The sequence below is a fragment of the Thioclava sp. F28-4 genome, from assembly GCF_002020045.1.
GTDB lineage: Bacteria > Pseudomonadota > Alphaproteobacteria > Rhodobacterales > Rhodobacteraceae > Thioclava > Thioclava sediminum.
The window spans coordinates 72727-96401 of the sequence record NZ_MPZQ01000003.1; the positions used below are offsets into that span (position 1 = coordinate 72727).

14 protein-coding genes are annotated in these 23675 nt (G+C 63.9%); 9 read left to right on the forward strand and 5 right to left on the reverse strand.

All coding sequences use genetic code 11. The features are described from left to right. Window positions 1-9: 9 nt before the first annotated feature. The 3 genes from BMI87_RS08010 to BMI87_RS08020 all read right to left on the reverse strand — a co-directional run bounded on the left by BMI87_RS08010 (window position 10) and on the right by BMI87_RS08020 (window position 6492). Window positions 10-2046, reverse strand: a complete 2037-nt coding sequence (locus tag BMI87_RS08010; RefSeq protein ID WP_078520666.1) for a bifunctional DedA family/phosphatase PAP2 family protein — start codon at window positions 2044-2046, stop codon at window positions 10-12. A gap of 1 nt (window position 2047) precedes the next feature. Further along, window positions 2048-4654, reverse strand: a complete 2607-nt coding sequence (gene mprF, locus BMI87_RS08015) for a bifunctional lysylphosphatidylglycerol flippase/synthetase MprF (RefSeq protein ID WP_078520667.1) — start codon at window positions 4652-4654, stop codon at window positions 2048-2050. Window positions 4655-4905: 251 nt separating this feature from the next. After that, entirely contained in the window at window positions 4906-6492 is a 1587-nt protein-coding gene (locus tag BMI87_RS08020) for an alpha-glucosidase (protein WP_078520668.1), read from the reverse strand. A gap of 166 nt (window positions 6493-6658) precedes the next feature. On the opposite strand from BMI87_RS08020, the gene BMI87_RS08025 reads away from it, so the two are divergent. The 6 genes from BMI87_RS08025 to BMI87_RS08050 are packed head-to-tail and all read left to right on the forward strand — an operon-like array spanning window position 6659 to window position 17628. Continuing rightward, the gene (locus tag BMI87_RS08025; protein WP_078520669.1) at window positions 6659-9055 is read left to right on the forward strand and encodes a glycogen/starch/alpha-glucan phosphorylase; all 2397 of its coding nucleotides are present in this window, start codon (window positions 6659-6661) and stop codon (window positions 9053-9055) included. Window positions 9056-9068: 13 nt separating this feature from the next. Continuing rightward, on the forward strand, window positions 9069-11213 hold the full coding sequence (gene glgB / locus BMI87_RS08030; protein WP_078520670.1) for a 1,4-alpha-glucan branching protein GlgB: 2145 nt from the start codon (window positions 9069-9071) through the stop codon (window positions 11211-11213). A gap of 26 nt (window positions 11214-11239) precedes the next feature. Then, window positions 11240-12511: a glucose-1-phosphate adenylyltransferase gene (glgC, locus tag BMI87_RS08035; protein ID WP_078520671.1), complete on the forward strand. Its 1272-nt coding sequence runs from the start codon at window positions 11240-11242 to the stop codon at window positions 12509-12511. A gap of 58 nt (window positions 12512-12569) precedes the next feature. Beyond that, window positions 12570-13991 carry a glycogen synthase GlgA gene (gene glgA, locus BMI87_RS08040; RefSeq protein WP_078520672.1) on the forward strand — a complete coding sequence of 474 codons (1422 nt, stop codon included), beginning with the start codon at window positions 12570-12572 and terminating at the stop codon, window positions 13989-13991. Beyond that, on the forward strand, window positions 13988-16006 hold the full coding sequence (gene glgX / locus BMI87_RS08045; protein WP_078520673.1) for a glycogen debranching protein GlgX: 2019 nt from the start codon (window positions 13988-13990) through the stop codon (window positions 16004-16006). The genes glgA and glgX overlap by 4 nt, the downstream gene beginning before the upstream one ends. Then, window positions 16003-17628, forward strand: coding sequence for an alpha-D-glucose phosphate-specific phosphoglucomutase (locus tag BMI87_RS08050; RefSeq protein WP_078520674.1), 1626 nt, complete (start codon window positions 16003-16005; stop codon window positions 17626-17628). The genes glgX and BMI87_RS08050 overlap by 4 nt, the downstream gene beginning before the upstream one ends. A 122-nt stretch (window positions 17629-17750) precedes the next feature. Here the strand turns inward: BMI87_RS08050 and BMI87_RS08055 are convergent, their stop codons facing one another. Together BMI87_RS08055 and cbbR are read right to left on the reverse strand one after the other, a co-directional pair. Beyond that, window positions 17751-18722 (reverse strand): quinone oxidoreductase, encoded by a 972-nt coding sequence (locus BMI87_RS08055; RefSeq protein ID WP_078520675.1) that lies wholly within the window; start codon window positions 18720-18722, stop codon window positions 17751-17753. A 47-nt stretch (window positions 18723-18769) separates the two neighbouring features. After that, on the reverse strand, window positions 18770-19699 hold the full coding sequence (gene cbbR / locus BMI87_RS08060) for a LysR family regulator CbbR (protein WP_078520676.1): 930 nt from the start codon (window positions 19697-19699) through the stop codon (window positions 18770-18772). 107 nt (window positions 19700-19806) lie between these two features. On the opposite strand from cbbR, the gene BMI87_RS08065 reads away from it, so the two are divergent. From BMI87_RS08065 to tkt, 3 genes are read left to right on the forward strand one after another with little or no spacing between them, the layout of a single operon-like run. Next, window positions 19807-20802 carry a class 1 fructose-bisphosphatase gene (locus BMI87_RS08065; RefSeq protein ID WP_078520677.1) on the forward strand — a complete coding sequence of 332 codons (996 nt, stop codon included), beginning with the start codon at window positions 19807-19809 and terminating at the stop codon, window positions 20800-20802. A 3-nt stretch (window positions 20803-20805) separates the two neighbouring features. Further along, window positions 20806-21678: a phosphoribulokinase gene (locus BMI87_RS08070; protein ID WP_078520678.1), complete on the forward strand. Its 873-nt coding sequence runs from the start codon at window positions 20806-20808 to the stop codon at window positions 21676-21678. 17 nt (window positions 21679-21695) lie between these two features. After that, entirely contained in the window at window positions 21696-23669 is a 1974-nt protein-coding gene (gene tkt, locus BMI87_RS08075) for a transketolase (RefSeq protein ID WP_078521028.1), read from the forward strand. Window positions 23670-23675 lie beyond the last annotated feature (6 nt).

A 23675-nucleotide genomic window follows, 5' to 3' on the forward strand; every position in this document is an offset into this window, starting at 1 on the left:
GGCGCGCCGCTACCGCAGCGCCAGAACCGGGATGTCCGACGCAGCCGTGCCGGAGATCTGGCCCACCGGCTTGGCCCCGCCGTTCTGGCTCAACGCCTTCGCAAGATCGGATGCCAGCGGCCCCGCGGTCGACCCGTCGCTCGGCACCAGCCCGTCATCGCGGGTGATCGCCCCCATCCAGAGCCGCGCACCGGATGCATCGGTATAGCGCGTCTGCCATAGCCGCAGCCGCGGCATCTTGTCGGTCGCGTCGCCATCCGGCACGCGGGTGAAGCCAAGCCCGCTCGGCTCGTTCTTCCAGAACAGCGGCGCAAGCGCGGCGCCGGGGCGCATCGTATCGCGCACAGCCCCGAAGGCCGCGCCCGCCAGCGTCTTGAGCGTCACCGCATCGGCGCGTTGCCAGCCAATCGCGCTCAGCGCCGTCGTGATCTGATCGGGGTTCGTCGCCCATAGCGCGATCGAGAGCGGGAACTGTTGATCCGCATCGAGTGTCTGCGCCATCAGCGGCGCGTCACGCAGCGCCTGCGGCTCGGCCCCTTCCGAGATCACGATCAGCGGCTGCGCCACGGGGGGCGGGTTCAGCGCCTTGGAATAATCGCGCACGCGAACCATCGTGAAGCCCAGCACCGCCAGCGTCACGACGCCGATAACGCCCGCCTGCCAGCGCGACCGGGCGCGCGGCGCTCCGGCCCATCGCGGAAACAACCACTCGGCCACCGCGATACCCACCAGCAAGCACATCGCGCCGAGAAGCCAGCCGCCCATCACATCGCTCAGGTAATGCTCGACGAGATAGAGGCGGCTCAACCCGATCAGACCGGCGACCAAGGCCGCCAGAAAGCTCGCGCTCAGCGCCCCGAGCCGCGTCAGCCGCCAGAGGAGGAAGACGAGCATCCCGTAAAAGGCGACCGAGAGGGTCGCGTGGCCGGAGGGGAAACTGCCCGAGGTCTCATGGAAATAGCCAAGGATCGAGCGCGGCCGCCCGAAGCTTGCCTTGAGAATGATCACCGAGATCAGGTCCAGCCCGAGCGAGACCACGAGCCCCGCAGCCAGATCGAACCGACGCAGCCACGCGAGCCAGACAAGCGCCAGCACGAGCAGCGCCGCCACGAGCTGCGTATCGCCGAGCGCAGTGATCCATGTGAAGATCTGAATGAGGCCCGGCGTCCAGAACAGCCGCATCAGCGCCGCCAGCCGCGCGTCGATCTGCACGATCGGGTCGCTTTGCAGGAAGTCGAGCGACAGCCCGACCAGCACCGAGGCGAGGTAGAGGAAGCCGAGTGCCAGAAGGCTCAGCGGCAGGCCGGAGAACTTGCTGCGGTCGAGCCTGCGCGCGATCCATGCCGCCGTTTTCGGATGGCGCCCGCCCCAGCTGTCGACGCGGGGGTGGCGGGCCACCTCGTCCATCAACCCGCCTGCCATCGCGAGGAGATAGGGCACCGCCCGGTCGAGCCGCCTCAGGATCCAGAAAATCAGTGCGGCGATCACGACGAGCCCCAGCAGGAACAAGGTGTTGCGCGTCATCATCGGGCCGAGCTTGGTGAACCCCGCGCCAAGCGCATAGCCGAAGCCGACATGGAAGATCGCGTAAGGAAAGCCGCTCAGCAGGTTCCAGATGCGGAAGCGTCGCGTCTCCATCCCGGCGAGGGCGGCAGCGAAGGGCACGAAACCCGCCACGGGGCCGAGAAACCGCCCCATGACGATCGCGAAGCCGCCATCGCGTGCAAATAGCTTCTCCGCGCGGCGATAGGCGGCCATGCCTTCGACATTCCAGCGCCCGAGCATACCGCGTCGCGCGTGGCGACCAAGCCAGAACGTGGCCTCTCCACCGAGGACCGAGCCGATCGCTACGAACCACATAAGGTCGAGCGGGTCGAGCATCCCTTGCTGCACCATCACGCCGCCGGCATCGACAAGCAGGGTGCCGGGCAGGAAAATCCCGGTCGGCAGGAAGGCCTCCAGCCCCGCTGCCGCCCCGATCACCCAGTAGCCGAAGATTCCCAGGGCGGCGAGATTCGGGAGCACTTGGTGGATGGCGTCGAGCATTTCAGTCCTTTGTCAGCAGATTGCGCGCGCCGCCGGAGATCAGCAGGGTAATTTCGGTGAGCGCGAGATAGGGGGAGGTGCCGGGCGGAAGCGCGACATAATGGGGCCGCCATTCGGGCCGGAATTTCTGTTTGAAACGACGTAACCCCTCGAAGTTATAGAAACTTCCGCCATGACGATAGATCAGATTGCCAAGGCGGCTGGTCAGCCGCGCAGAGGCACGGTCGGGCAGACCTGCCAGCGGCGCGAGGCCGAGGCTGAGCTCAGTCGCACCGCGGTCGCGCAGCGCCTCGATCAGGCCGATGAACAGGAATTGCATGACGCCGTCGGCCGCCTCCGGGCGATACCGCATCAGGTCGATCGCGAAATGCCGTGCGCCCGGCCCGCCCAGGAGGTTCGCGAAACCGAGGATTTCACCGCCGCGCCGGATCAGCGCGATCTCGCAATGGTTGAGGTAACGCGGATCGAAACGGCCGATGGAGAACCCTTTCTCGCGGCCTTTTTGGCCTGCCAGCCATGCGTCGGACACCTCGCGTAGCGTCGCGATCAGCTCCGGCGCATGCGGCGGGGCCGCGATCTCGAGCGTGAAACCGTCGCGGAGGGCGCGGTTCTGCTCGGCCCGCATCGTTTTGAACTTCGGCCCCGAAAGCGAGAATTTCTGAAGATCGACCACGGCCTCCTCGCCGATCTTGTGCAGCGCGTAGCCCATCTCGATCCAGAGCGGCAGGTTGGTCGTCGAGACTTCGTAGAAGACGGGGGTGAGCCCCTCGCTCACCGCGCGTTCGTGAAACTCCCACGCCAGTTGCCGCGCGGCTTCCGGCGGGCCGACCGGATCGCCGAGCACGACCCGCATCCCGCCGCGCTGCGCATACATCAGGAAGGCCGAGCGGTCGGGCGAGAACATCACGCATTTATCGCCGGTCAGCGCGAACCAGCCTTGTGGCACGTCTTGGGCTGCAAGGATTTCAGCGACCGCGATGTCCTGTTCGGGATCGACGGAAAAGGTGAAGCGGCGCATCGGGCGCAGCGTGAGCCACAGGAGGAACCCGAGCAGTAGCGCGCTGATCAGGAGCCCGGCCCTGAGCGCCCGTGGTGTGGGTGAACTCGCCGTGAAATCGAGCCAGAGCGCGTTGGAATACGGATGCGCCGCATAGGCGAGGAAGAAAAACACCGCCGCAGAAGCCACCATCCCAAGGATGACCGCGAACCACAGCGGCCCGTAGCCGCCCTCGGTCAGCGCGACCCGACGGTGAAAGGCCCCGCGGAACGGCAGCAACACCACCGCGGCGAGCGACAGGACAACCGCGTTGTCGATGTCGAGATCGGCCGCCAAAACCGAGATCACGCCAAGCACCAGCCCCGCAAGTACCAGCCAATAGGCAAGTCTCACCCGGCGCACCAAGCCATGCGACAGCACGATCAACAGCACACCCGCGAGGGCACAAAGCTGCGTACCGCCTTCCGCGAGAACCGCCGTGATCAGCCCCGGCTCGCCGCCTTGTCGGCCCAGCACCGGCATCAGCGCGACGATCACCATCCAGAAGCCGAGGCCCAGCACCGCGACCCCGGCGATCCGGGGCGCGAGCCCCTCGATGCCGCTGATCACCGGGCGCATCGGCTCGGAGATTTCGCCGAAAACGCGGGTGGCCCAGCCACCTGCGAGCCGCGCCTCATTCAGCGAGACCACGACGAAGGCGATGACGAAGGGCAGCAGGAAGTAGATCATGCGGAAGGCCAGAAGGCCCGCTGCCGCCTCGCCCAAAGGCACGCCCGCGGGCAGGGCGGCGATCACCACCGTCTCGAACACGCCGACGCCGCCGGGCACGTGGCTGAGGATGCCGACCATGCTGGCCGCGGCGTAGATCGCGACGAAACTCGCAAATGGCGGGGTGCCTGCGGGCATCAGCACCCAAAGCGCGCCCGCGGCCATGGTCGAGTCGAACAGCGCCACGCCGAGCTGGCCGATCAGGATGCGCGGCACGGGCATTGCGATCTCGCGGTTCCGGATACGCAGGGCGCGCCCGGTATAAGACAGCCAGAAGGCACCGCCCAGAATAAGAGCCGTCGCGGCCAGGGCCCCGATACGGATCACGGGCTCGGGCGCCGAAATGACACCCGCGAGCGCTGCCGGATGCACGCAGAGCGCCAGCGCGCCGACCATCGTCAGCCCGAGCCCCATCGCCAGCGCGATATAGGACGACAGCGCCGCGACCTCGAAGGCGTTCAGACCGGCGGCGGAATAGATGCGATAGCGCACGGCCCCGCCCGAGATCACGCTGATCCCGACCGTATTGCCGAAGGCGTAGCCCAGAAACCCGCCAAGCGCGACGGTGCGCAGCGGCAGCTGCTTGCCAAGATAATGCAGCGCCCAGAAATCGTAGCCCACCAGCGCCAGATAGCCCAAAGCGGTCGCGCCCACGGCCGCGCCGAGCGTGGGCCACGGCGTCGCCTTGATCTGCGCGATCACCTGATGCACGTCGATGCTCGCGAGAAGATGATGCAGCGCCCACAGCCCCATCAGGAACAGCACGAGCCCGAGCGCAATCGGCCAGAGAATCTTCACACGCGATTGGGGCGGGGCAGGTTGCGCCGGATCAGCGAGAGCCATGTTATATTTCCACGTTTTTTCCTATCTCTGGCGGGACAATCGCAGAAGGAATTTATGGCCTTCTTAAAATTCCGTAAGAAATCGTCCCGAACGCACCTTATTGGCCGAGACCGCGCGACTTACTAGAGAAAGAAAACAGAAACACACGCGGCGCCGAGAGCAAACGCTCCCGACGCCGTCATGGGTCCGTGAGGCGGCGACAGGTCCTGTTCCGGTCCTGTCCGCCGCGTTTATGGGTCGTCTTTAGCGCCTCAGAGCTTCACCCAAGCCGCGCCATTCGGGCCGAGCGACAGCGTGCCGCCCTCCAGCGTTGCGGCAAGGCAGGGGCCGACAAGCTCCCCGTCGGCGTCGAGCGTCACCGGATCGGGGCCGAGATTGAAGTAACAGGCGAATTTCATCGCGCCATCGTCGCGGATGAAGCCGAGCACCGGATCGGGCAGGTCGAGGAAGGTCGACGTGCCCTCGCGCAGCACCGGGTTTTCCTTCCGGAAGGCCAGAACGCGGCGGTAATAGGCGAGCACCGAGCCCTCATCGGCCTCTTCCAGTGCCACGGCGCGGGCCGCTTGCGGCGGCTTCACCGGCAGCCACGGCTTGGCCTTGGAGAAGCCCGCATTCGTGCTCTCGTCCCAGACCATCGGCGTGCGGCAACCGTCGCGGCCCTTGTTCTCGGGCCAGAAGCGTAGGCCGGGCGGGTCGGTCAGCTCGTGATATTCCATCTCGGTCTCGGTCTGGCCGAGTTCCTCGCCCTGATAGATGCCGATCGTGCCCTGGAAGGACGCGAGCATCGCGATGGCCAGCCGCGCGATGCTGTCCTCGGTGCCGTATTTCGCCCAGCGGGTCACATGGCGCTGCACGTCGTGGTTCGAGAACGACCAGCTCGGCCAGCCGTCGGGCGCGCCCTTGAAGAAGCCCTCGATCTTGCCGCGGAAATGCGCGGGCGTGAATTTCGGGCCCAGCATGTCGAAGCTGTAGGCCATGTGCAGACGGTCATCGCCGCGGGTGTATTCTTCCATGATGCCGAGCGCGCGATGGGGCGCTTCGCCGACTTCACCGATCAGCGTGCGCGCCTCGTAGTCGTCCATCACCGCGCGCATCTTCTTGAGGAAGGGGACGTTTTCGGGACGGTTCTTGTCGAACTCGTGATCCTGCATGTCGTAGGTCGAGACCGGCGGCCAGCGTTCGGGATCGGGGTCCATCGCCGGATTGTCGCGCAGTTTCGGGTCGTGGAAGTAGTAGTTCACCGTATCGAGGCGGAAGCCATCGACACCGCGATTCAGCCAGAAGCGGAACACGTCGAGCAATTCGTCCTGAACCTCGGGATTGTGCAGGTTCAGGTCAGGCTGCTCGATCAGGAAGTTGTGCAGGTAATACTGGCCGCGCTCGGGGGCGTATTCCCAGGACGAGCCGCCGAACACCGCCTGCCAGTTGTTGGGCGGGCTGCCATCGGGCTTGGGATCGGCCCAGACATACCAGTCCTTCTTCGCGCCGCCTTTCTTGGCGTCCTTGAACCACGGGTGCTGATCGGAGCTGTGCGAGATCACCTGATCGATCACGACCTTCAGGCCCAGCTCATGGGCGCGCGCCACCAGCGCGTCGAAATCCTCCAGCGTGCCGAATTGCGGATCGATGCCGCGATAATCGGAGACGTCATAGCCCATATCCGCCATCGGCGAAGTGAAGATCGGCGACAGCCAGATCGCATCGACGCCCAGCGAGGCGACATGATCGAGCCTGCGCGTGATCCCCTTCAGATCGCCGATCCCGTCGCCCGAGTCGTCTTGAAAGCTACGCGGATAAATCTGGTAGATAACCGCTCCGCGCCACCAATCCTTTGCCATGAATCGCTCCTCTTTCAGTTTCCTGTTGCCCGTTATCGCGGCAAGGATAGAATTGTTAGCGCAAACGGCAACCGCCGCTCGGGCCGTTTCTGCGCCTTCGCTTGACCTTGAGCAGGGGGCGGCTCATCAATCAATTGCTATCTGACGCGTTCCGGAGACCTCCCCCTTGAAAGACACCCAATTGCCCAGTGCCGAGACAGTTCGCGAAGAAATTCTGCACCACATCACTTTTTCGATGGGCAAGGATCCCGACCACGCCTCGGTTTATGATTGGCGCATGGCGCTGTCTCTGGCGATCCGCGACCGGGTCGTGGCGCCGTGGTTCGCAGCGACCCGGCGGACATGGGAAGAGGGACGCAAGCGGGTCTACTACCTCTCGATGGAATTCCTGATCGGGCGGATGCTCGAGGATGCCGCGATCAACCTCGGGTTGCGCGCCACCTGCCGCGAGGCGATGGAAGCGCTTGGTCAGGACTGGGAAGCCGTGGTCGAGAACGAGCCCGACGCGGCGCTCGGCAATGGTGGGCTAGGGCGGTTGGCCGCCTGCTACATGGAGAGCATGGCGACGCTGGGCTGCCCCGGATATGGCTACGGCATCCGCTATGAACACGGCCTCTTCAAGCAGCGCTTCGAGGGCGGGCGTCAGGTCGAGACGCCGGAGGATTGGCTCAAGCAGCGCCACCCGTGGGAATTCGAACGGCCCGAGGCGGCCTATGAGATCGGCTTCAAGGGCCATGTCGAAACGCTGGACGGCAAGCCGCATTGGGTGCCAGGCGAAACGGTGCTGGCCGAAGCCTATGACATGCCGATCATCGGCTGGGAGGGCAAATGGGCGAACACGCTGCGTCTGTGGTCGGCCAAGCCCACCGAGCAGTTCGACCTCGCACGCTTCAATCACGGCGATTACGCCGCCGCAGCCGAACCCGAGGCGCTGGCGCGCACGCTATCCCGCGTGCTCTATCCCGATGACACGACCTATGCGGGCAAGGAATTGCGCCTCAAACAGGAGTATTTCCTGACCTCCGCCGCGCTGCAGGACATCATGCGCCGCCATCTGGCCGCCGGGCACACGATCGAGGAGCTGCCGGAGTTCGTCGCGATCCAGATGAACGACACGCATCCGGCGATCGCGGGGCCGGAGCTGATCCGCATCCTCACCGATCTGCATGACATGGAGTTCGACGCCGCGCTCGAGATCACGATGCAATGTCTGGGCTACACGAACCACACACTGCTGCCCGAGGCGCTGGAGCGTTGGGCGACCTATCTGATGGGCACCGTGCTGCCGCGCCATATGCAGATCATCGAGAAGATCGACAGCTGGCACCGCCGCAAATTCCCCAAACGCGCGCATTACGTCGGCATAGTGAAGCATCAGGAGGTGCGGATGGGCGAGTTGGCCTTCATCACCTCGCATAAGGTGAACGGGGTCTCGGCGCTCCATACCGAGCTGATCAAGCGCAACCTGTTCCCGGAGCTGGATCGGCTCCATCCGGGGCGCATCATCAACCAGACCAACGGGATCACGCCGCGCCGCTGGCTGCGCATGGCCAATGGAGAGCTGTCGCATCTGATCATCGACACGATCGGCGATGGCTGGGAGGCCGATCTCGACAAGCTGCGCGCACTGGAGCCCTATGCCGAGGATGCGAGCTTCCGCGACGCTTTCATGGCCGCGAAACGGCGCAACAAGGTACATCTGGCGGATTGGGTGCGCGACACGCAAGGGGTCACCCTCGACCCCGATGCGATCTTCGACATTCAGGTGAAACGGATCCACGAATACAAGCGCCAGCTGCTCAACATCTTGCAGACCATCGCCGAATGGCACGCGATCCGCGAGAACCCGCAGGCCGAGTTCCAGCCGCGCGTGAAGATCTTCGGCGGCAAGGCGGCGCCGGGCTATCACACGGCCAAGCAGATCATCCGGCTGATCAATGACGTGGCCGAGGTGGTCAATAACGACCCCTACGTCGATGGACGTCTCAAGATCGTCTATCCGCCGAATTACAACGTCTCCATGGCCGAGCGGCTGATCCCGGCGGCGGACCTGTCAGAACAGATCTCCACTGCGGGCAAGGAAGCCTCCGGCACCGGCAACATGAAATTCGCACTGAACGGCGCGCTGACCATCGGCACGCTCGATGGCGCGAATGTGGAAATTCGTGAACAGGTGGGCGCGGAGAACTTCTTCCTCTTCGGCATGACCGCCGATGAGGTGATGGAGCGCCGGCGCGATCCCGAACATGCGCGCCACGCGATCCTTGCAAGCCAGCCTTTGCAGGACGTGCTGCAGATGATCGCCGAGGGACGGTTTTCTCCTGAGGAACCAGAACGCTATCACGATCTTGTTCATAATATGTGGCACAGCGATTATTTCCTCGTGGCTTCCGATTTCGACGCCTACGCGGCGGCCCAGAAAGAGGTGGACACGGCCTTCGCCGATCGCGCAGGCTGGGCGAAGATGGCTGTTTTGAACACCGCGCGGATGGGGTTCTTCTCCTCCGACCGGGCGATCAAGGGCTACATGGACGAGATCTGGACCACGCAATCGGCCCTGTGAACCAAGGAGCGCTATGACAGTTTCCCGCGACGAGGCCGAAGCGCTTATCCACGCGCAACATCCCGATCCGTTTTCCCTGCTGGGGCTGCATGACGGGGAAATCGTGGCGCTTGTGCCCGGCGCAGAAGAGGTCTGGGCGCTAGGCAAGACAGAGGTCGCGCTGGAGCCCGTCGTGCCGGGGATCTTCACCGGCAAATGGACCGAGAAAACCTACCATCTGCGCGCACGGCACGATCAGACGACATGGGATTTCGACGACCCTTATGGCTTCGCGCCGGTGCTCGGCGCGATCGACGAATACCTGATCGGGGAGGGGACGCATACGCGGCTCTGGGAGAAGCTCGGCGCTCATGTGATCACCCATCAGGATGTCGAAGGCGTGCATTTCGCAGTCTGGGCGCCCAATGCGCGCCGGGTCTCGGTCGTGGGCGATTTCAACTTCTGGGACGGTCGTCGCCACCAGATGCGCCGCATCGGCGCGTCCGGCGTGTGGGAAATTTTCGTTCCCGGCATCCATGCAGGCGCGCTCTACAAATACGAGCTGCTCGACGCGGAGGGGACCGTGCTGCCGCTGAAGGCCGATCCGGTCGGCTTCGGCGCAGAGCACCCGCCCGCGCAGGCCTCGGTCGTGCGCAAGCTCGGGCGGCATCGCTTCGGCGACAGCGCATGGTGTCAGACCCGCGCCGAGGCGCAGGAACGCCACGCGCCGATCTCGGTCTACGAGGTGCATCTCGGGAGTTGGATGCGGGTCTGGGACGAGGGGGGCAGGCCGCTCTCGTATCACGAACTGGCCGAGAAACTGGTCGACTACGTCTGCGACATGGGTTTCACCCATATCGAGCTGCTTCCCATTACCGAGCACCCGTTCGACGGCTCCTGGGGCTATCAGCCGATCGGGCTCTACGCGCCGACGATCCGCCACGGCCGCCCCGAGGAATTCGCGGAATTCGTGGATGCGGCGCATCGGCGGGGCCTCGGTGTGATCCTCGACTGGGTGCCGGGACATTTCCCGACCGACGATCACGGGTTGCGACATTTCGACGGCACGGCGCTTTACGAGCACGCCGACCCGAAAGAGGGTTTCCATCAGGACTGGAACACGCTGATCTACAATTACGGGCGGCGCGAGGTGTCGAATTACCTGCTGGCCAATGCGCTGTTCTGGCTGGAGGAATACCACCTCGACGGGCTGCGCGTGGATGCGGTGGCCTCTATGCTCTACCGCGACTATTCGCGCGCCGCGGGCGAATGGGTGCCCAACAAATATGGCGGGCGCGAGAACCTCGAGGCGATCGAATTCCTGCAAAACATGAACGCGGCCTCTTACGGCGGCGCGGAAGGCATCATGACGGTGGCGGAGGAAAGTACCGCCTATCCCGGTGTCACGCGCCCCGTGCACGAGGACGGGTTGGGCTTCGGCTACAAGTGGAACATGGGCTGGATGAACGACTCCTTGCGCTATTTCGCGCGCGATCCGCTCTATCGCAAGTTCCACCATAACGAGCTGACCTTCGCGAGCTCGTATATTTACAGCGAGAATTTCATCCTTCCGATCAGCCATGACGAGGTCGTGCACGGCAAGGGTTCGATGCTGGGCAAGATGCCCGGAAACGACCCCGAGAAATACGCCAATTTGCGCGCCTTCTACGCGTTCCAATGGGCGCATCCGGGCAAGAAGCTTTTGTTCATGGGGCAGGAATTCGGCCAATGGTCGGAATGGAGCCATGAACGCGAGCTCGACTGGTATCTGCTCGACGATCCGCGCCACGAGGGGCTGCGCGCGCTGGTGCGCGACCTCAACCGGCTTTATCGCGAGACGCCTGCGCTGCATTGGGGCGATTGCGAGCCGGAGGGGTTCGAATGGATCGCCGCCGACGATTCCGAGGCTTCGGTCTTCATCTTCGAGCGTCGCGCGCCCGGGTCCGATCCGGTCGTGGTGGTCGCGAACCTGACCCCGGTCGAGCACAGCTACCGCATCGGCCTGCCGCTGGACGGCGAATGGTGCGAGATACTCAACACGGATTCCGGTTTCTACGGCGGCGAGAACCGCGGCAATCTCGGTGCGATCCGCGCCGAAGATCACGCGCAGGGCCGCTGCGCCCATAGCGCGGAGGTGTATTTGCCGCCGCTGTCAGTCGTGATGTTCACGCCCGCATAAGCGATGCCCAGAGGAGGGGGAGGATTATGAAACCACAGCCCAACACACGCCTCAGCGCACAGGCCATGGCCTTCGTTCTGGCGGGCGGCCGCGGCAGCCGCCTGAAGGAACTGACCGACCGGCGCGCCAAACCGGCCGTCTATTTCGGCGGCAAGACCCGGATCATCGATTTCGCCCTGTCGAACGCGCTCAACTCCGGCATCCGCAAGATGGCGATCGCCACGCAATACAAGGCCCATTCGCTGATCCGCCACATCCAGCGCGGCTGGGATTTCTTCCGCGCCGAGCGGAACGAATATCTCGACATCCTGCCCGCGAGCCAACGAGTGGCCGATAGCCGCTGGTATGCAGGCACCGCCGACGCGGTGGCGCAGAATATTGATATCATTGAAGATTACGGCGTGAAATACGTCATCATCCTCGCCGGTGACCACATCTACAAGATGGATTACGAGGTGATGCTGCGCCAGCATGTCGAGACCAAGGCCGATGTCACCATCGGCTGTCTGACCGTGCCGCGGATGGAGGCGACCGCCTTTGGCGTGATGGCCATCGACAAGACCGGGCAGATCACCGATTTCCTCGAAAAGCCCGCGGACCCGCCCGGGATGCCCGGCGATCCCGATCATGCGCTGGCCTCGATGGGGATCTATGTCTTCGACTGGCAATTCCTGCGCGAATTGCTGATCCGGGACATGGAAGACCCCAATTCGTCCCATGATTTCGGGCATGACCTGATCCCGCAGATCGTCAAGCACGGCAAAGCGATGGCGCATAAGTTCTCGGATAGCTGCGTGACGACGGGGCTCGAGACCGAGCCGTACTGGCGCGACGTGGGCACGGTGGATGCCTTCTGGCAGGCCAATATCGACCTGACCGATTTCACGCCGAAGCTGGACCTCTACGACACCGAATGGCCGATCTGGACCTATGCAGAGATCGTGCCGCCCGCGAAATTCATCCATGACGAGGATGGCAGACGCGGCTCGGCAATTTCCTCGCTGGTCTCGGGCGACTGCATCGTCTCGGGCGCGGAGGTGCGCAATTCGCTGCTCTATACCGGCGTGCGCGCGCATAGTTTCGCGAGCCTGGAGGAGGCCGTGGTGCTGCCATACGTCGATATCGGGCGGCATGCGCGGCTGAGCCAATGCGTGATCGACCGCGGCGTGCATATTCCCGAAGGGCTCGTCGTGGGCGAAGATCCGGAAGAGGACGAGAAGTGGTTCCGCCGGTCTGAAGGCGGTGTCGTGCTGATCACGCAGACGATGCTCGACAAACGCGCGGCGGCATTGGACTAACGGGGGCAAAGAGCGGGGCGCTGCCCCGCGCCCCGGGATATTTGGAAAGAGCGAAGATATGAAACGCGTGCTCTCGGTTGCGTCAGAAGCGGTCCCGCTGATCAAGACGGGCGGTCTGGCCGATGTAGCGGGCGCCTTGCCGGCCGCGCTCAAAGGGCAGGGCTGGGAGATGCGGGTGATGATCCCGGCCTATCGCGGGATTCTGAAAAAGCTGAAATCGCCGAAACCGGTATGGGAAAGCGAGAGACTCTATGGCGGCCCGGCGCGGCTGGTGCTGGGCAAAGCGGGCGGGATGGAGGTGCTGGCGCTGCAGGCCGACCACCTGTTCGACCGGAACGGGGGCCCGTATTCGCAAGACGGGCACGACTACCCCGACAATGCCGAACGCTTCGCAGCCCTCAGCTTCGTCGCCGCCGAGATTGCGCGCGAGGGCGCGGGCAAATGGCAGCCCGATCTGGTGCATTGCCACGATTGGCAGACCGGGCTCGTGCCGTGGTATCTGCGCGGCACCGGCATTCCGACGGTGATGACCATCCACAATATCGCATTTCAGGGCCGGTTCGGCCGCGACAAGCTGGCGGCGCTTGGACTGCAGACCTGGGATTTCACCCGCGAGGGTGTGGAATTCTGGGGCGACATCTCAACGCTGAAAGCCGGGCTGGTCGCGGCGAGCGCGATCACCACGGTCAGCCCGCGCTATGCCGACGAGTTGATGCGCGGCGAGTTCGGCATGGGACTGGAAGGCGTCATTCAGGCGCGCGCGGGTGACCTGCACGGAATTCTCAACGGGATCGATCTGGATGTCTGGAACCCCGAGACCGATCCGGAAGTGAGCTCTTTCTCGGCGGCGAAACCCGGCGGAAAATCGAAGAACCGCAAAGCTTTGGAGGCCGAATTTGATCTCGATGTGCCGGGACCGCTGGCGATCCTGATCTCGCGCCTGACCCCGCAGAAAGGCATCGACCTGATCGCCCCGGCGCTTGGGCCCTATCTCGAGGCGGGCGGCGGTCTTGCGGTGCTGGGATCGGGCGATGGCTGGGCGGAAGACGCGATGCGCGACCTTGCCGCGCGTCACCCCGGCCGGGTCGGCGTGAATATCGGCTATGACGAGGCGCTGAGCCATCGGATGTATGCAGGCGGCGATGCGGTGCTGGTGCCGTCGCGCTTCGAACCCTGCGGGCTGACCCAGCTCTACGGGCTGCGCTATGGGTGCCTGCCGGTGGTCTCCGCCGTCGGTGGTCTCGCCGATACGGTGGTGGGCGCGACGCCCGCGACCGAGGCCGCAGGCGCATCGACCGGGATCGTCTTCCATCCCGTCGACGATCTCGCGTTGCGGCAGGCGCTCATGAAGCTGATCGCGCTTTACGGCGATCGCAAAGGCTGGGCCGCGATGCAGCGCCGGGCAATGAAGACCGATTGGGGCTGGGACGGATCAGCCGCACGCTACGCCGCGCTCTATGACGCGCTTCTCGCCCGATGAAGATAAGCCCCGGCAGAGCGGACCCGCTGGGCGCCGCGCCCTGCGAGGGCGGCGTGAACTTCGCTCTGGCCTCGGCCCATGCCGAGCGGGTGGAGCTGTGCCTGTTCACCAAATCTGGCGAGCAGAGGATCGACCTGCCGGGGCGCACCGGGCCGACATGGCACGGCTTCGTTGCGGGTCTTAAGCCGGGCGCGCGTTATGGCTACCGGGTGCATGGGCCTTGGGCACCCGAAGCGGGGCATCGGTTCAACCCGGCGAAGCTTCTGATCGACCCCTATGCGCGCGAGATCGACTCGAAGATCAGCTGGCAAGCCCCTATGCAATATGGGAAATCCAAACCCGACCGGCGCAACAGCGCAAGCGTCACGCCGAAATCTATCGTGGCCGAGATCGCGCGGCCCGATTGGGATCGGCCGCAGCATAGCTGGTCGGAGACGGTGATCTACGAGGCCCATCCCAAGGGGCTGACGATGACCCATCCGGAGGTGCCCGAATCCTTGCGCGGCACCTGGGCGGGGCTCGCCTCCGATCCGATCCTGTCCCATCTGACCGATCTCGGGATCACCGCGATCGAGCTGCTGCCGAGCTGTGCCTATCTCGATGATCGCTTCCTCGTCGAGAAGGGCTTGAGCAATTACTGGGGCTACCAGCCCATCGCCAATTTCGCGCCGGAGCCGCGCTATTCCGGTGCCGATCCGCGCGGTGAATTTCGCGAGATGGTGCGGCGCTTCCATGGCGCCGGGATCGAGGTGATCCTCGACGTCGTCTACAACCACACGGGCGAGGGCAATGCGATCGGGCCGATGCTCAGCCTGCGTGGGATCGACAATGCGAGCTATTACCGGCTGACGCCCGACGGCGCCTATATCGACGAGACCGGGACCGGCAACACGCTGGACCTGTCGAACCCGCTCTGTCTGCGGCTGGTGATGGATTGCCTGCGCCATTGGGTCGAGGAGATGGGCGTCGATGGCTTCCGCTTCGATCTGGCCGCGACACTGGCGCGCGGGACCTCGGGGGCCGTCGAGGCGCATGCGCAGTTCCTCGCCGCGATTGAGCAAGATCCGGTGCTGCGAGGGGTTAAGCTGATCGCAGAGCCCTGGGACATCGGGCCGGGCGGCTATTACCTGGGTGGCTTCCCGCATCCGTTCACCGAATGGAATGACCGCTTCCGCGACGACGCGCGACGGTTCTGGCGCGGCGACCGGGGCATGGCGGGCGATCTGGCGCGTCGCGTCGCAGGCTCGGCGGAAATCTTCGACCAGAACGGGCGGCCCGCGACGGCTTCGGTGAATTTCATCACCGCCCATGACGGCTTCACGATGCAAGACCTTGTTTCCTATGGTGAAAAACAGAACCTCGCGAATGGCGAGGAAAACCGCGACGGCCACGACGCGAATTTCTCGGAGGCGCTGGAGAGCGTCGAGGCGCAGGCCCTGCGCAAACGCGCGCTGCTTGCGACGCTGATGATGAGCCAGGGCGTGCCAATGCTGCTGGCGGGCGACGAGATCGGCAATTCGCAGGGCGGCAACAACAACGCTTATGCGCAGGATAACGAGATCGGCTGGGTCGATTGGACCGGACCCGACGATACTTTAAAAACCTTCGTCAAGCATCTGATCCAGATACGAAAAGATCACCGCGTCCTGCGGCAAAACCGCTATCTGCACTCGCTGATCCGCAAGCAGGACGGGATGCGCGATCTGATCTGGCGGCTTGCCTCTGGCGAGGAACCCGAGCCGCATGATTGGAACGATCCCGAACTGCGCTGCATCGGGGTCGAAATCCGCGGCGCTGCCGAAGGTCCAGCCGGCGAGGCCGGCAGCGAGGCGGTCTACGTGATCCTCAACGCAGGGCCCGAACGGCACATCACATTGCCGCCGGGACGTTGGACTCGCGCGCTCGATTCCGCTTTGCCGGGACGAGAAGCGGAACAAATCGACGCCCCCGAGGCTTGCCTTGCCGCACAATCCGTTCAAGTCTTTACCCGCGCCACAGTGCAGGAGAAATCATGACCCGCCACGCGACCCAACCAATCGACGGCCAGAAACCCGGCACCTCGGGGCTGCGCAAGAAAACCCGCGTTTTCATGCAGCCAAGCTACCTCGAGAATTTCGTGCAATCGACCTTCGACGCGATCGGTGGCGTGCGCGGCAAGACCTTGATTCTCGGCGGTGACGGGCGTTATTTCGGACGTGAAGCGGCAAGCACGATCCTGAAAATGGCAGCCGCCAACGGGGCTGCGCGGGTGATTGTGGGGCAGGGTGCGTGGCTCTCGACGCCTGCCGCCTCGAACCTGATCCGGCAGCGTCAGGCGGATGGCGGGATCATCCTCTCGGCCAGTCACAATCCGGGCGGTCCGGACGAGGATTTCGGTGTCAAATACAACAGCGCCAATGGCGGGCCTGCGCCGGAATCGATCACCTCGGCGATCCACAAGCGCACGCAGGAGATCAGCGAATATCACTTACTGGATGCGGCAGATCCCGATCTGGACAGCCTTGGCGAGACGCCGCTGGGAGAGATGATCGTCGAAGTCGTCGATCCGGTGAGCGCCTATGCCGACCTGATGGAAACGATATTCGATTTCAACGCGTTGCGGGACATCTTTAAAGCGGGTTTCCGGATGCGGATGGACTCGATGTGCGCCATCACCGGACCTTACGCGGTGGAGATTTTCGAGAACCGCCTCGGCGCACCCGCAGGAACCGTCACGCATGGCACGCCGCTGCCGGATTTCGGCGGCATGCATCCCGATCCGAACCCGACCTGGGCGCATGAGCTGATGGACGAGATGATGGGCGAAAACGCACCGGATTTCGGCGCGGCCTCGGATGGCGATGGCGACCGGAACATGATCCTCGGTGCGGGAACCTATGTCTCGCCGTCGGACAGTCTCGCGGTGCTGGCCGCAAATGCGCATCTCGTGCCGGGCTACAAGGACGGGTTGAAGGGCGTCGCGCGCTCCATGCCGACATCTGCGGCGGCGGATCGGGTGGCCGAGGCGCTAGGCCTCGACTGCTTCGAGACACCGACGGGCTGGAAGTTCTTCGGCAATCTGATGGATGCGGGGCGCGTGTCGCTCTGTGGCGAGGAAAGTTTCGGCACGGGCTCCGACCATGTGCGCGAGAAGGACGGGCTCTGGGCAGTACTGATGTGGCTCAACATCCTAGCCGTGCGCAAGATGTCGGTGGCCGAGATCATGGCCGATCATTTCGCGCGCTACGGCCGCAATTACTATTCGCGCCACGATTACGAGGCGCTGCCGACCGAGCAGGCAGAGGCGATGCTGGACGATCTGCGCAGCCGCCTTGGAGAGCTGAAAGGGACGCAGGTCGAAGGGCTTGTCGTCGAAAGCACAGACGAGTTTTCCTATACCGACCCGGTCGATGGCTCCATCGCGGAAGGTCAGGGCTTCCGTATTCTGTTCGAAGGCGGCTCGCGCGTCGTGCTGCGGCTGTCGGGCACGGGCACCGAGGGCGCGACGCTGCGCGTGTATCTCGAGCGCTATGCGCCGGGACCGGATGGGCTAGACCATGATCCGCAAGAGGCGCTTTCGCCGATCATCCGGGCGACAGAGGCGCTGGTGGACATCCGTGAACGCACGGGGCGCGTGAAGCCCGACGTCATCACCTGATCCCGTCAGGCGGTAAATCCAGCCGAAAACAAAGTCGGGGGGCTGAAATCGCCCCCCGTTTTTATACCAGCGTTATACCGATAATCGGTATTATGTAAATTATTAGTGCGATTTGGCGCCCATTATGGGGTCAAAACCGTGCTCCCGACCGTCTTCCGGCCCTCTAGCGCCTCATGGGCAGCGGCGACATCCTCCAAAGAAAAGCTCTGCGGCACGTCTATCTTGATCTCGCCTTTCCCAATCATCTCAAAGAGTTCTGCGGCGGAGTTGCGCAACCAGCCCGGCTGGTCCGTGTGCTGGAACAAGGTCGGACGCGTCAGAAACAGCGAGTTGCGCGCCAGATCGCCGATCTTGAACTGATCTGCCGGACCCGAGCTTTGTCCGAAGCACACCAGCGTGCCGAACCGCTTGAGCACATCGAGCGACGTCATCACCGTATCCGCGCCCACCGAGTCATAGACCGCGGCGACGCCCGCGCCATCGGTGAGCCGTTTAACCTCCGCGCCGAAATCCTCGGACCGGTAATCGATCACCGCGTCATAGCCGTGCTCGAGCGCCCGCGCGCATTTCTCCGGCCCGCCAGCCGTGCCGATCGCACGCACGCCCTTGGCCCTCAGCCATTGACCCGCGATCGAGCCGACGCCACCGGCAGCTGCGTGGAAAAGCACGGTGTCACCAGACTTTACGGGATAAGAATGATGAATCAGATAATGCACGGTCAGACCTTTGAGCATCACCGCCGCCGCGACCTCATCGGAAATATCGTCCGGGATCGGCACGACGTTTTTCGCAGCCATCACCCGATGGCTCGCATAAGCGCCGTTGGGCTGCGTATAGGCCACGCGCTGTCCGACCTGCAGATCGACGCCATCGCCGACCGCCTCGATTACACCCGCCGCTTCGCCACCGGTGATCAGATCGCTCTCGACGGGCCACGGATAGAGCCCCGTTCGGAAGTAAACATCGATGAAATTCAACCCGATAGCGGTATGTCTTAAAGTGACTTCGCCGGGGCCCGGCTTGGGGACCTCGATTTCGATCTTGTGGAACTGGTCGCGCCCGCCGGGGCGCGAGATTGCCATCGCATAAGCCATGTTATCCTCCCTGTTGCCGCGCAAAGGTACTGCGCGCGGCCCCGGCGTCAATCCGGGATCGGATGCGGCAGGAAAGCGCCGTTCATCTCGACGATCTCATCCCAGACGCGCAGCGCCAGTTCGCGCGGGCGTTCGCTCTCGCGGCGCACGAGGAACCAGTGGCGCATCAGCGGCAACCCCGGCGCCGGGATCAGCGCCAGGCGTCCGGTCTCCAGCTCGTCCGTCACCGTGTGCAGGCTGAGAAATGCGATGCCGAGACCCGCCATCACCGCCTGCTTGATCGTCTCGTTGCTGTCCATCTCCAGCGTGTCATAGAGCCGCCCATCGCCGACCCGGTCGAGCCAGCGCGACATCAGGATACGCGTCCCCGATCCTTCCTCGCGCGAGATGAAGGTCTCGCCGAAAAGCTGCTCCAGATCGTCGGCCTTGGAAATCAGCGGATGGTCCGGCGGCGCGACCAGCGCGTGCGGATGCTGGCCGATCGGTTCGGCCACGACGGGCGGATGGCGCGGCGGACGACCCATCACGGCGATGTCGAAACTGCCGCGCTCGATTCCCTCGATGATGGCCGAGCGGTTGCCCACGCGCAGCGCGACCTCGATCTCGGGATGGGCGTCTTGCAGCATCTTCACCAGCCGCGGCGCGAAATACTTGCCGGTCGAGACGACGCCCAGCGTGATCCGGCCCACCTGCCCGCGCGCGATGGCGCTCAGCGTCGCCTCGGCCTGCGACAAGTTGTCCTCGATCCGCAGCGCGGTTTCACGCAGCGCCTTGCCGGCCTCGGTCAGTTCTGATCCCGCACCGTCGACGGCGCGCTGGATCAGCTTCATCCCGATCGCATCTTCCAAACCCCGAATTTGCGTATGAATTGCGGGAGTTGTGAGGTTCAGGCTTTCCCCGGCAGCGGTCAGCGACCCGCCCCGCGCCACCGCATCAAGCGCGCGCAATTGCTTCAGCGTTACAGCGTTCATCCGCATCGCGTTTCAAATTCCCTTAACGCATATTCCCTTTATTTAAATTTCATAAAAATTCGATCCGGGCAATGGTCTGGCTCACAAGAACATCGACTTTGGAGGAGAAGAAGATGTCCGTGAGTTTCGACGGCCTCGGTATTTCTGCCGATCTTGCCGACACAATGACCCGCCTGACCAGCGTAGGTGCCCAGCTTGCCCGCATGATTGCGCGCAACGGGCTTGAGGGAAATCTGGCGGAAGCCGCAGGCACCAACGCCGGTGGCGACGGTCAGAAAGCGCTCGACGTGATCGCGGACGAGGCCTTCATGGATGCGCTGCGCGGTGGTGCGGTTCGCCATTACGCCTCGGAAGAACAAGACGAGGTGGTCGATTTCGGGACCGGCACGCTCGCGCTGGCGATCGATCCGCTCGACGGGTCTTCGAATATCGACGTGAATGTCTCGATCGGCACGATCTTCTCGATCTTCGAGGCCACCGAGGACATGGATGCCAGCTTCCTGCGCCCGGCCAATGAGCAGATCGCGGGCGGCTACATCATCTTCGGGCCGCAGACCGCGCTGGTCGTGACCTTCGGCAAGGGTGTGCAGCAATGGGTTCTCGAGCCCGGCAGCGACATCTGGCGCCGCGTGGCCGATCCGAAGCCCCTGCCCTCCGAGACCTCGGAATACGCGATCAACGCGTCGAACTATCGCCACTGGCCGCAGCCGATCCGCGCCTTCATCGACGATCTCGTCGCCGGTGCCGAAGGTCCGCGCGGGCGCAATTTCAACATGCGCTGGATCGCCTCTCTGGTGGCCGAAACCCATCGCATCATCTCGCGCGGCGGCGTCTTCCTCTATCCGGGCGACGACCGCGACGGCTACGAGCGCGGCCGTCTGCGCCACGTCTATGAATGCGCACCGATCGCGATGCTGATCGAGCAGCTCGGCGGCGAAGCCACCGACGGCGCCGATCCCATCATGTCTGCGACGCCCGACAGGCTGCATGCCCGCACGCCCTTCGTATTCGGCTCGGCCAGCAAGGTCGCCCGCGTCGCCGCCTATCACGACTTGCCGCAGGATGAAGCCCACGCGCTCTTCAACACCCGCGGCCTCTTCCGGAGCTAATCCATGTCCAAGAAACACCCCATCATTTCCGTCGTCGGTTCCTCCGGTGCAGGCACCTCGACGGTGAAATCGACCTTCGATCAGATCTTCCGTCGCGAAGGGATTTCCGCAGTCTCGATCGAGGGGGACGCCTTCCACCGCTACAACCGCGCCGACATGAAGGAAGAGCTGCAAAAGCGCTACGACGCGGGCGATCAGGGCTTTTCGCATTTCTCCTATGAAGCCAACGAACTCAAGGAGTTGGAGCGCGTCTTTCGCGAATATGGCGAGACCGGCAAGGGCAAGACCCGCCATTACGTCCATGACGACGCCGAGGCCGAGAAATGGGGCACGCCGCCCGGCCACTTCACCGAGTGGAGCGATTTCGAGGACGAGTCCGACCTGCTTTTCTACGAAGGCCTGCACGGCTGCGTGGTCAATGACGAGGTGAACCTCTCGGCGCTGGCGGATCTGAAGATCGGCGTGGTTCCGGTGATCAACCTCGAATGGATTCAGAAAATCCATCGCGACCGCGCCTCGCGGGGCTACACGACGGAAGCGGTCACCGACGTGATCCTGCGCCGCATGCATTCCTACGTGAACTGCATCACGCCGCAATTCACCGAGACGGATATCAACTTCCAGCGCGTGCCGGTCGTCGACACCTCGAACCCGTTCGTGGCGCGCTGGATCCCGACGGCGGATGAAAGCCTAGTGGTGATCCGCTTCAAGAACCCGCGCGGCATCGATTTCCCCTATCTCACCTCGATGATCAACGGCTCCTGGATGAGCCGCGCCAACTCGATCGTCATTCCCGGCAACCGTCAGGATCTGGCCATGCAGCTGATCCTCACCCCCCTCATCGAGCGCATCGTGCGTGAATCGAAGCGGGCTTGAGAAGGATGAACAAGGTGATGAAAGACATTCAAATCACACAAGAAACGCGCATGGCGAATGCGATCCGCGCGCTTACGATGGATGCGGTGCAAAAGGCCAATTCGGGCCATCCGGGGATGCCGATGGGCATGGCCGATGTGGCGACCGTTCTGTTCAACCGCTTCATGAATATCGATCCCACCGCGCCGAAATGGGCCGACCGCGATCGCTTCGTTCTGTCGGCGGGCCATGGCTCGATGCTGATCTACGCGATCAACCATCTGCTGGGCTATGAAGACATGGGTATGGACCAGATCAAGGCGTTCCGCCAGCTGGGGTCGCGCACCGCTGGCCACCCGGAATACGGCCATGCCGAGGGGATCGAAGTGACCACCGGGCCGCTCGGTCAGGGTATCGCCACGGCGGTGGGGATGGCGATTGCCGAAAAGATGAAGAACGCGCGCTATGGCACTGATCTAGTGGATCATTTCACCTATGTCATCGCGGGCGACGGCTGCCTCATGGAGGGTATCAGCCACGAGGCGATCGACCTCGCGGGGCATCTTGGGCTCGGCAAGCTGATCGTGATGTGGGACGACAATTCGATCACCATCGACGGCGACACGGATCTGTCGTCCTCGATGGATCAGAAGGCGCGTTTCGCGGCGGCTGGCTGGCATGTGCTCGAATGCGACGGCCATACGCCGACCGAGATCGCCGACGCGATCGAGGCCGCCCGTCAGGATCCGCGCCCCTCGATGATCGCGTGCCGCACCATCATCGGCTTCGGCGCGCCGAACAAGCAAGGCGGCCACGATGTCCACGGCGCACCGCTGGGCGACGCGGAAATCGCCGCCGCGCGCAAGCAGCTGCATTGGGATCATCCGCCGTTCGACATCCCTGCGGCGATTTACGACGAATGGGGCCGGATCGCGTCGCGAGGCGCGCGGGCGCGGGCGGAGTGGGAACAGCGGTTGAACACCGCAACCGCCCGCGCCGAATTCCTCGCCGCCGAAGAGGCCGACACCAGCCCTCTGACCGCCGCGATCGCCGCCTACAAGCGCAAACTGTCGGAGGACAAGCCCAAGGTCGCGACCCGCAAGGCGAGCCAGATGGCGCTGGAAGTGGTCAACGCCACCCTGCCCTTCACCGTTGGCGGCTCGGCCGATCTGACCGGCTCGAACCTCACGAAATCCTCGGGCATGAAATCGATCACGCCCACCGATTTCACCGGCGATTACATCCATTACGGCATTCGCGAGCACGGCATGGCCGCCGCGATGAACGGTATCGTGCTGCATGGCGGGCTGCGACCCTATGGCGGCACCTTCATGGCCTTCGCGGATTACTGTCGTCCCGCAATTCGGTTGTCGGCGCTGATGGGCGTGCCGACCTGCTATGTCATGACCCATGACTCGATCGGCCTCGGCGAGGACGGTCCCACCCATCAGCCGGTAGAGCATTTGGCCTCGCTCCGAGCCATTCCAAACTTGCTCATCCTCCGGCCGGCTGATGCGGTGGAGACCGCCGAGGCCTGGGAAATCGCCATGACCTCGACGGCCACGCCGACGATGATCGTGGCCTCGCGTCAGGGTCTGCCGACGGTTCGCACCGAACACACGGACGAGAACCTCACCGCCCGCGGCGCTTATCTGCTCCGGGCACCGGAAGCCCGCGACGTGACGCTGATCGCGACCGGGTCCGAGGTCGAGATTGCGATGGCGGCAGCCGACCAGCTGGCCGAGCAAGGGATCAAGGCGGCGGTGGTCACCGCACCGTGTTTCGAACTCTTCGAGAAACAGGATGCGGCGTATCGCGCCGAGGTTCTGGGCGATGCCCCGCGCGTCGGCTGCGAAGCGGCGATCCGTCAGGGCTGGGATCTCTTCCTGCGCCCCGAGGACCGCTTCGTGGGCATGACCGGTTTCGGGGCCTCGGCCCCTGCCCCGGCGCTCTACAAACACTTCAACATCACGTCCGAAGCGATTGTTTCGGATGCAAAAGAACTGATCTGAGGGACT

What these genes read in the sequence shown, in the direction of transcription:
- glgA (WP_078520672.1), top strand. Translation starts at nt 12,570, where the DNA reads ATGAAACGCGTGCTCTCGGTTGCGTCAGAAGCGGTCCCGCTGATCAAG.
- BMI87_RS08070 (WP_078520678.1), top strand. Translation starts at nt 20,806, where the DNA reads ATGTCCAAGAAACACCCCATCATTTCCGTCGTCGGTTCCTCCGGTGCA.
- BMI87_RS08050 (WP_078520674.1), top strand. Translation starts at nt 16,003, where the DNA reads ATGACCCGCCACGCGACCCAACCAATCGACGGCCAGAAACCCGGCACC.
- BMI87_RS08055 (WP_078520675.1), bottom strand. Translation starts at nt 18,722, where the DNA reads ATGGCTTATGCGATGGCAATCTCGCGCCCCGGCGGGCGCGACCAGTTC.
- glgC (WP_078520671.1), top strand. Translation starts at nt 11,240, where the DNA reads ATGAAACCACAGCCCAACACACGCCTCAGCGCACAGGCCATGGCCTTC.
- tkt (WP_078521028.1), top strand. Translation starts at nt 21,696, where the DNA reads ATGAAAGACATTCAAATCACACAAGAAACGCGCATGGCGAATGCGATC.
- BMI87_RS08010 (WP_078520666.1), bottom strand. Translation starts at nt 2,046, where the DNA reads ATGCTCGACGCCATCCACCAAGTGCTCCCGAATCTCGCCGCCCTGGGA.
- glgB (WP_078520670.1), top strand. Translation starts at nt 9,069, where the DNA reads ATGACAGTTTCCCGCGACGAGGCCGAAGCGCTTATCCACGCGCAACAT.
- mprF (WP_078520667.1), bottom strand. Translation starts at nt 4,654, where the DNA reads ATGGCTCTCGCTGATCCGGCGCAACCTGCCCCGCCCCAATCGCGTGTG.
- BMI87_RS08065 (WP_078520677.1), top strand. Translation starts at nt 19,807, where the DNA reads ATGTCCGTGAGTTTCGACGGCCTCGGTATTTCTGCCGATCTTGCCGAC.
- cbbR (WP_078520676.1), bottom strand. Translation starts at nt 19,699, where the DNA reads ATGCGGATGAACGCTGTAACGCTGAAGCAATTGCGCGCGCTTGATGCG.
- glgX (WP_078520673.1), top strand. Translation starts at nt 13,988, where the DNA reads ATGAAGATAAGCCCCGGCAGAGCGGACCCGCTGGGCGCCGCGCCCTGC.
- BMI87_RS08020 (WP_078520668.1), bottom strand. Translation starts at nt 6,492, where the DNA reads ATGGCAAAGGATTGGTGGCGCGGAGCGGTTATCTACCAGATTTATCCG.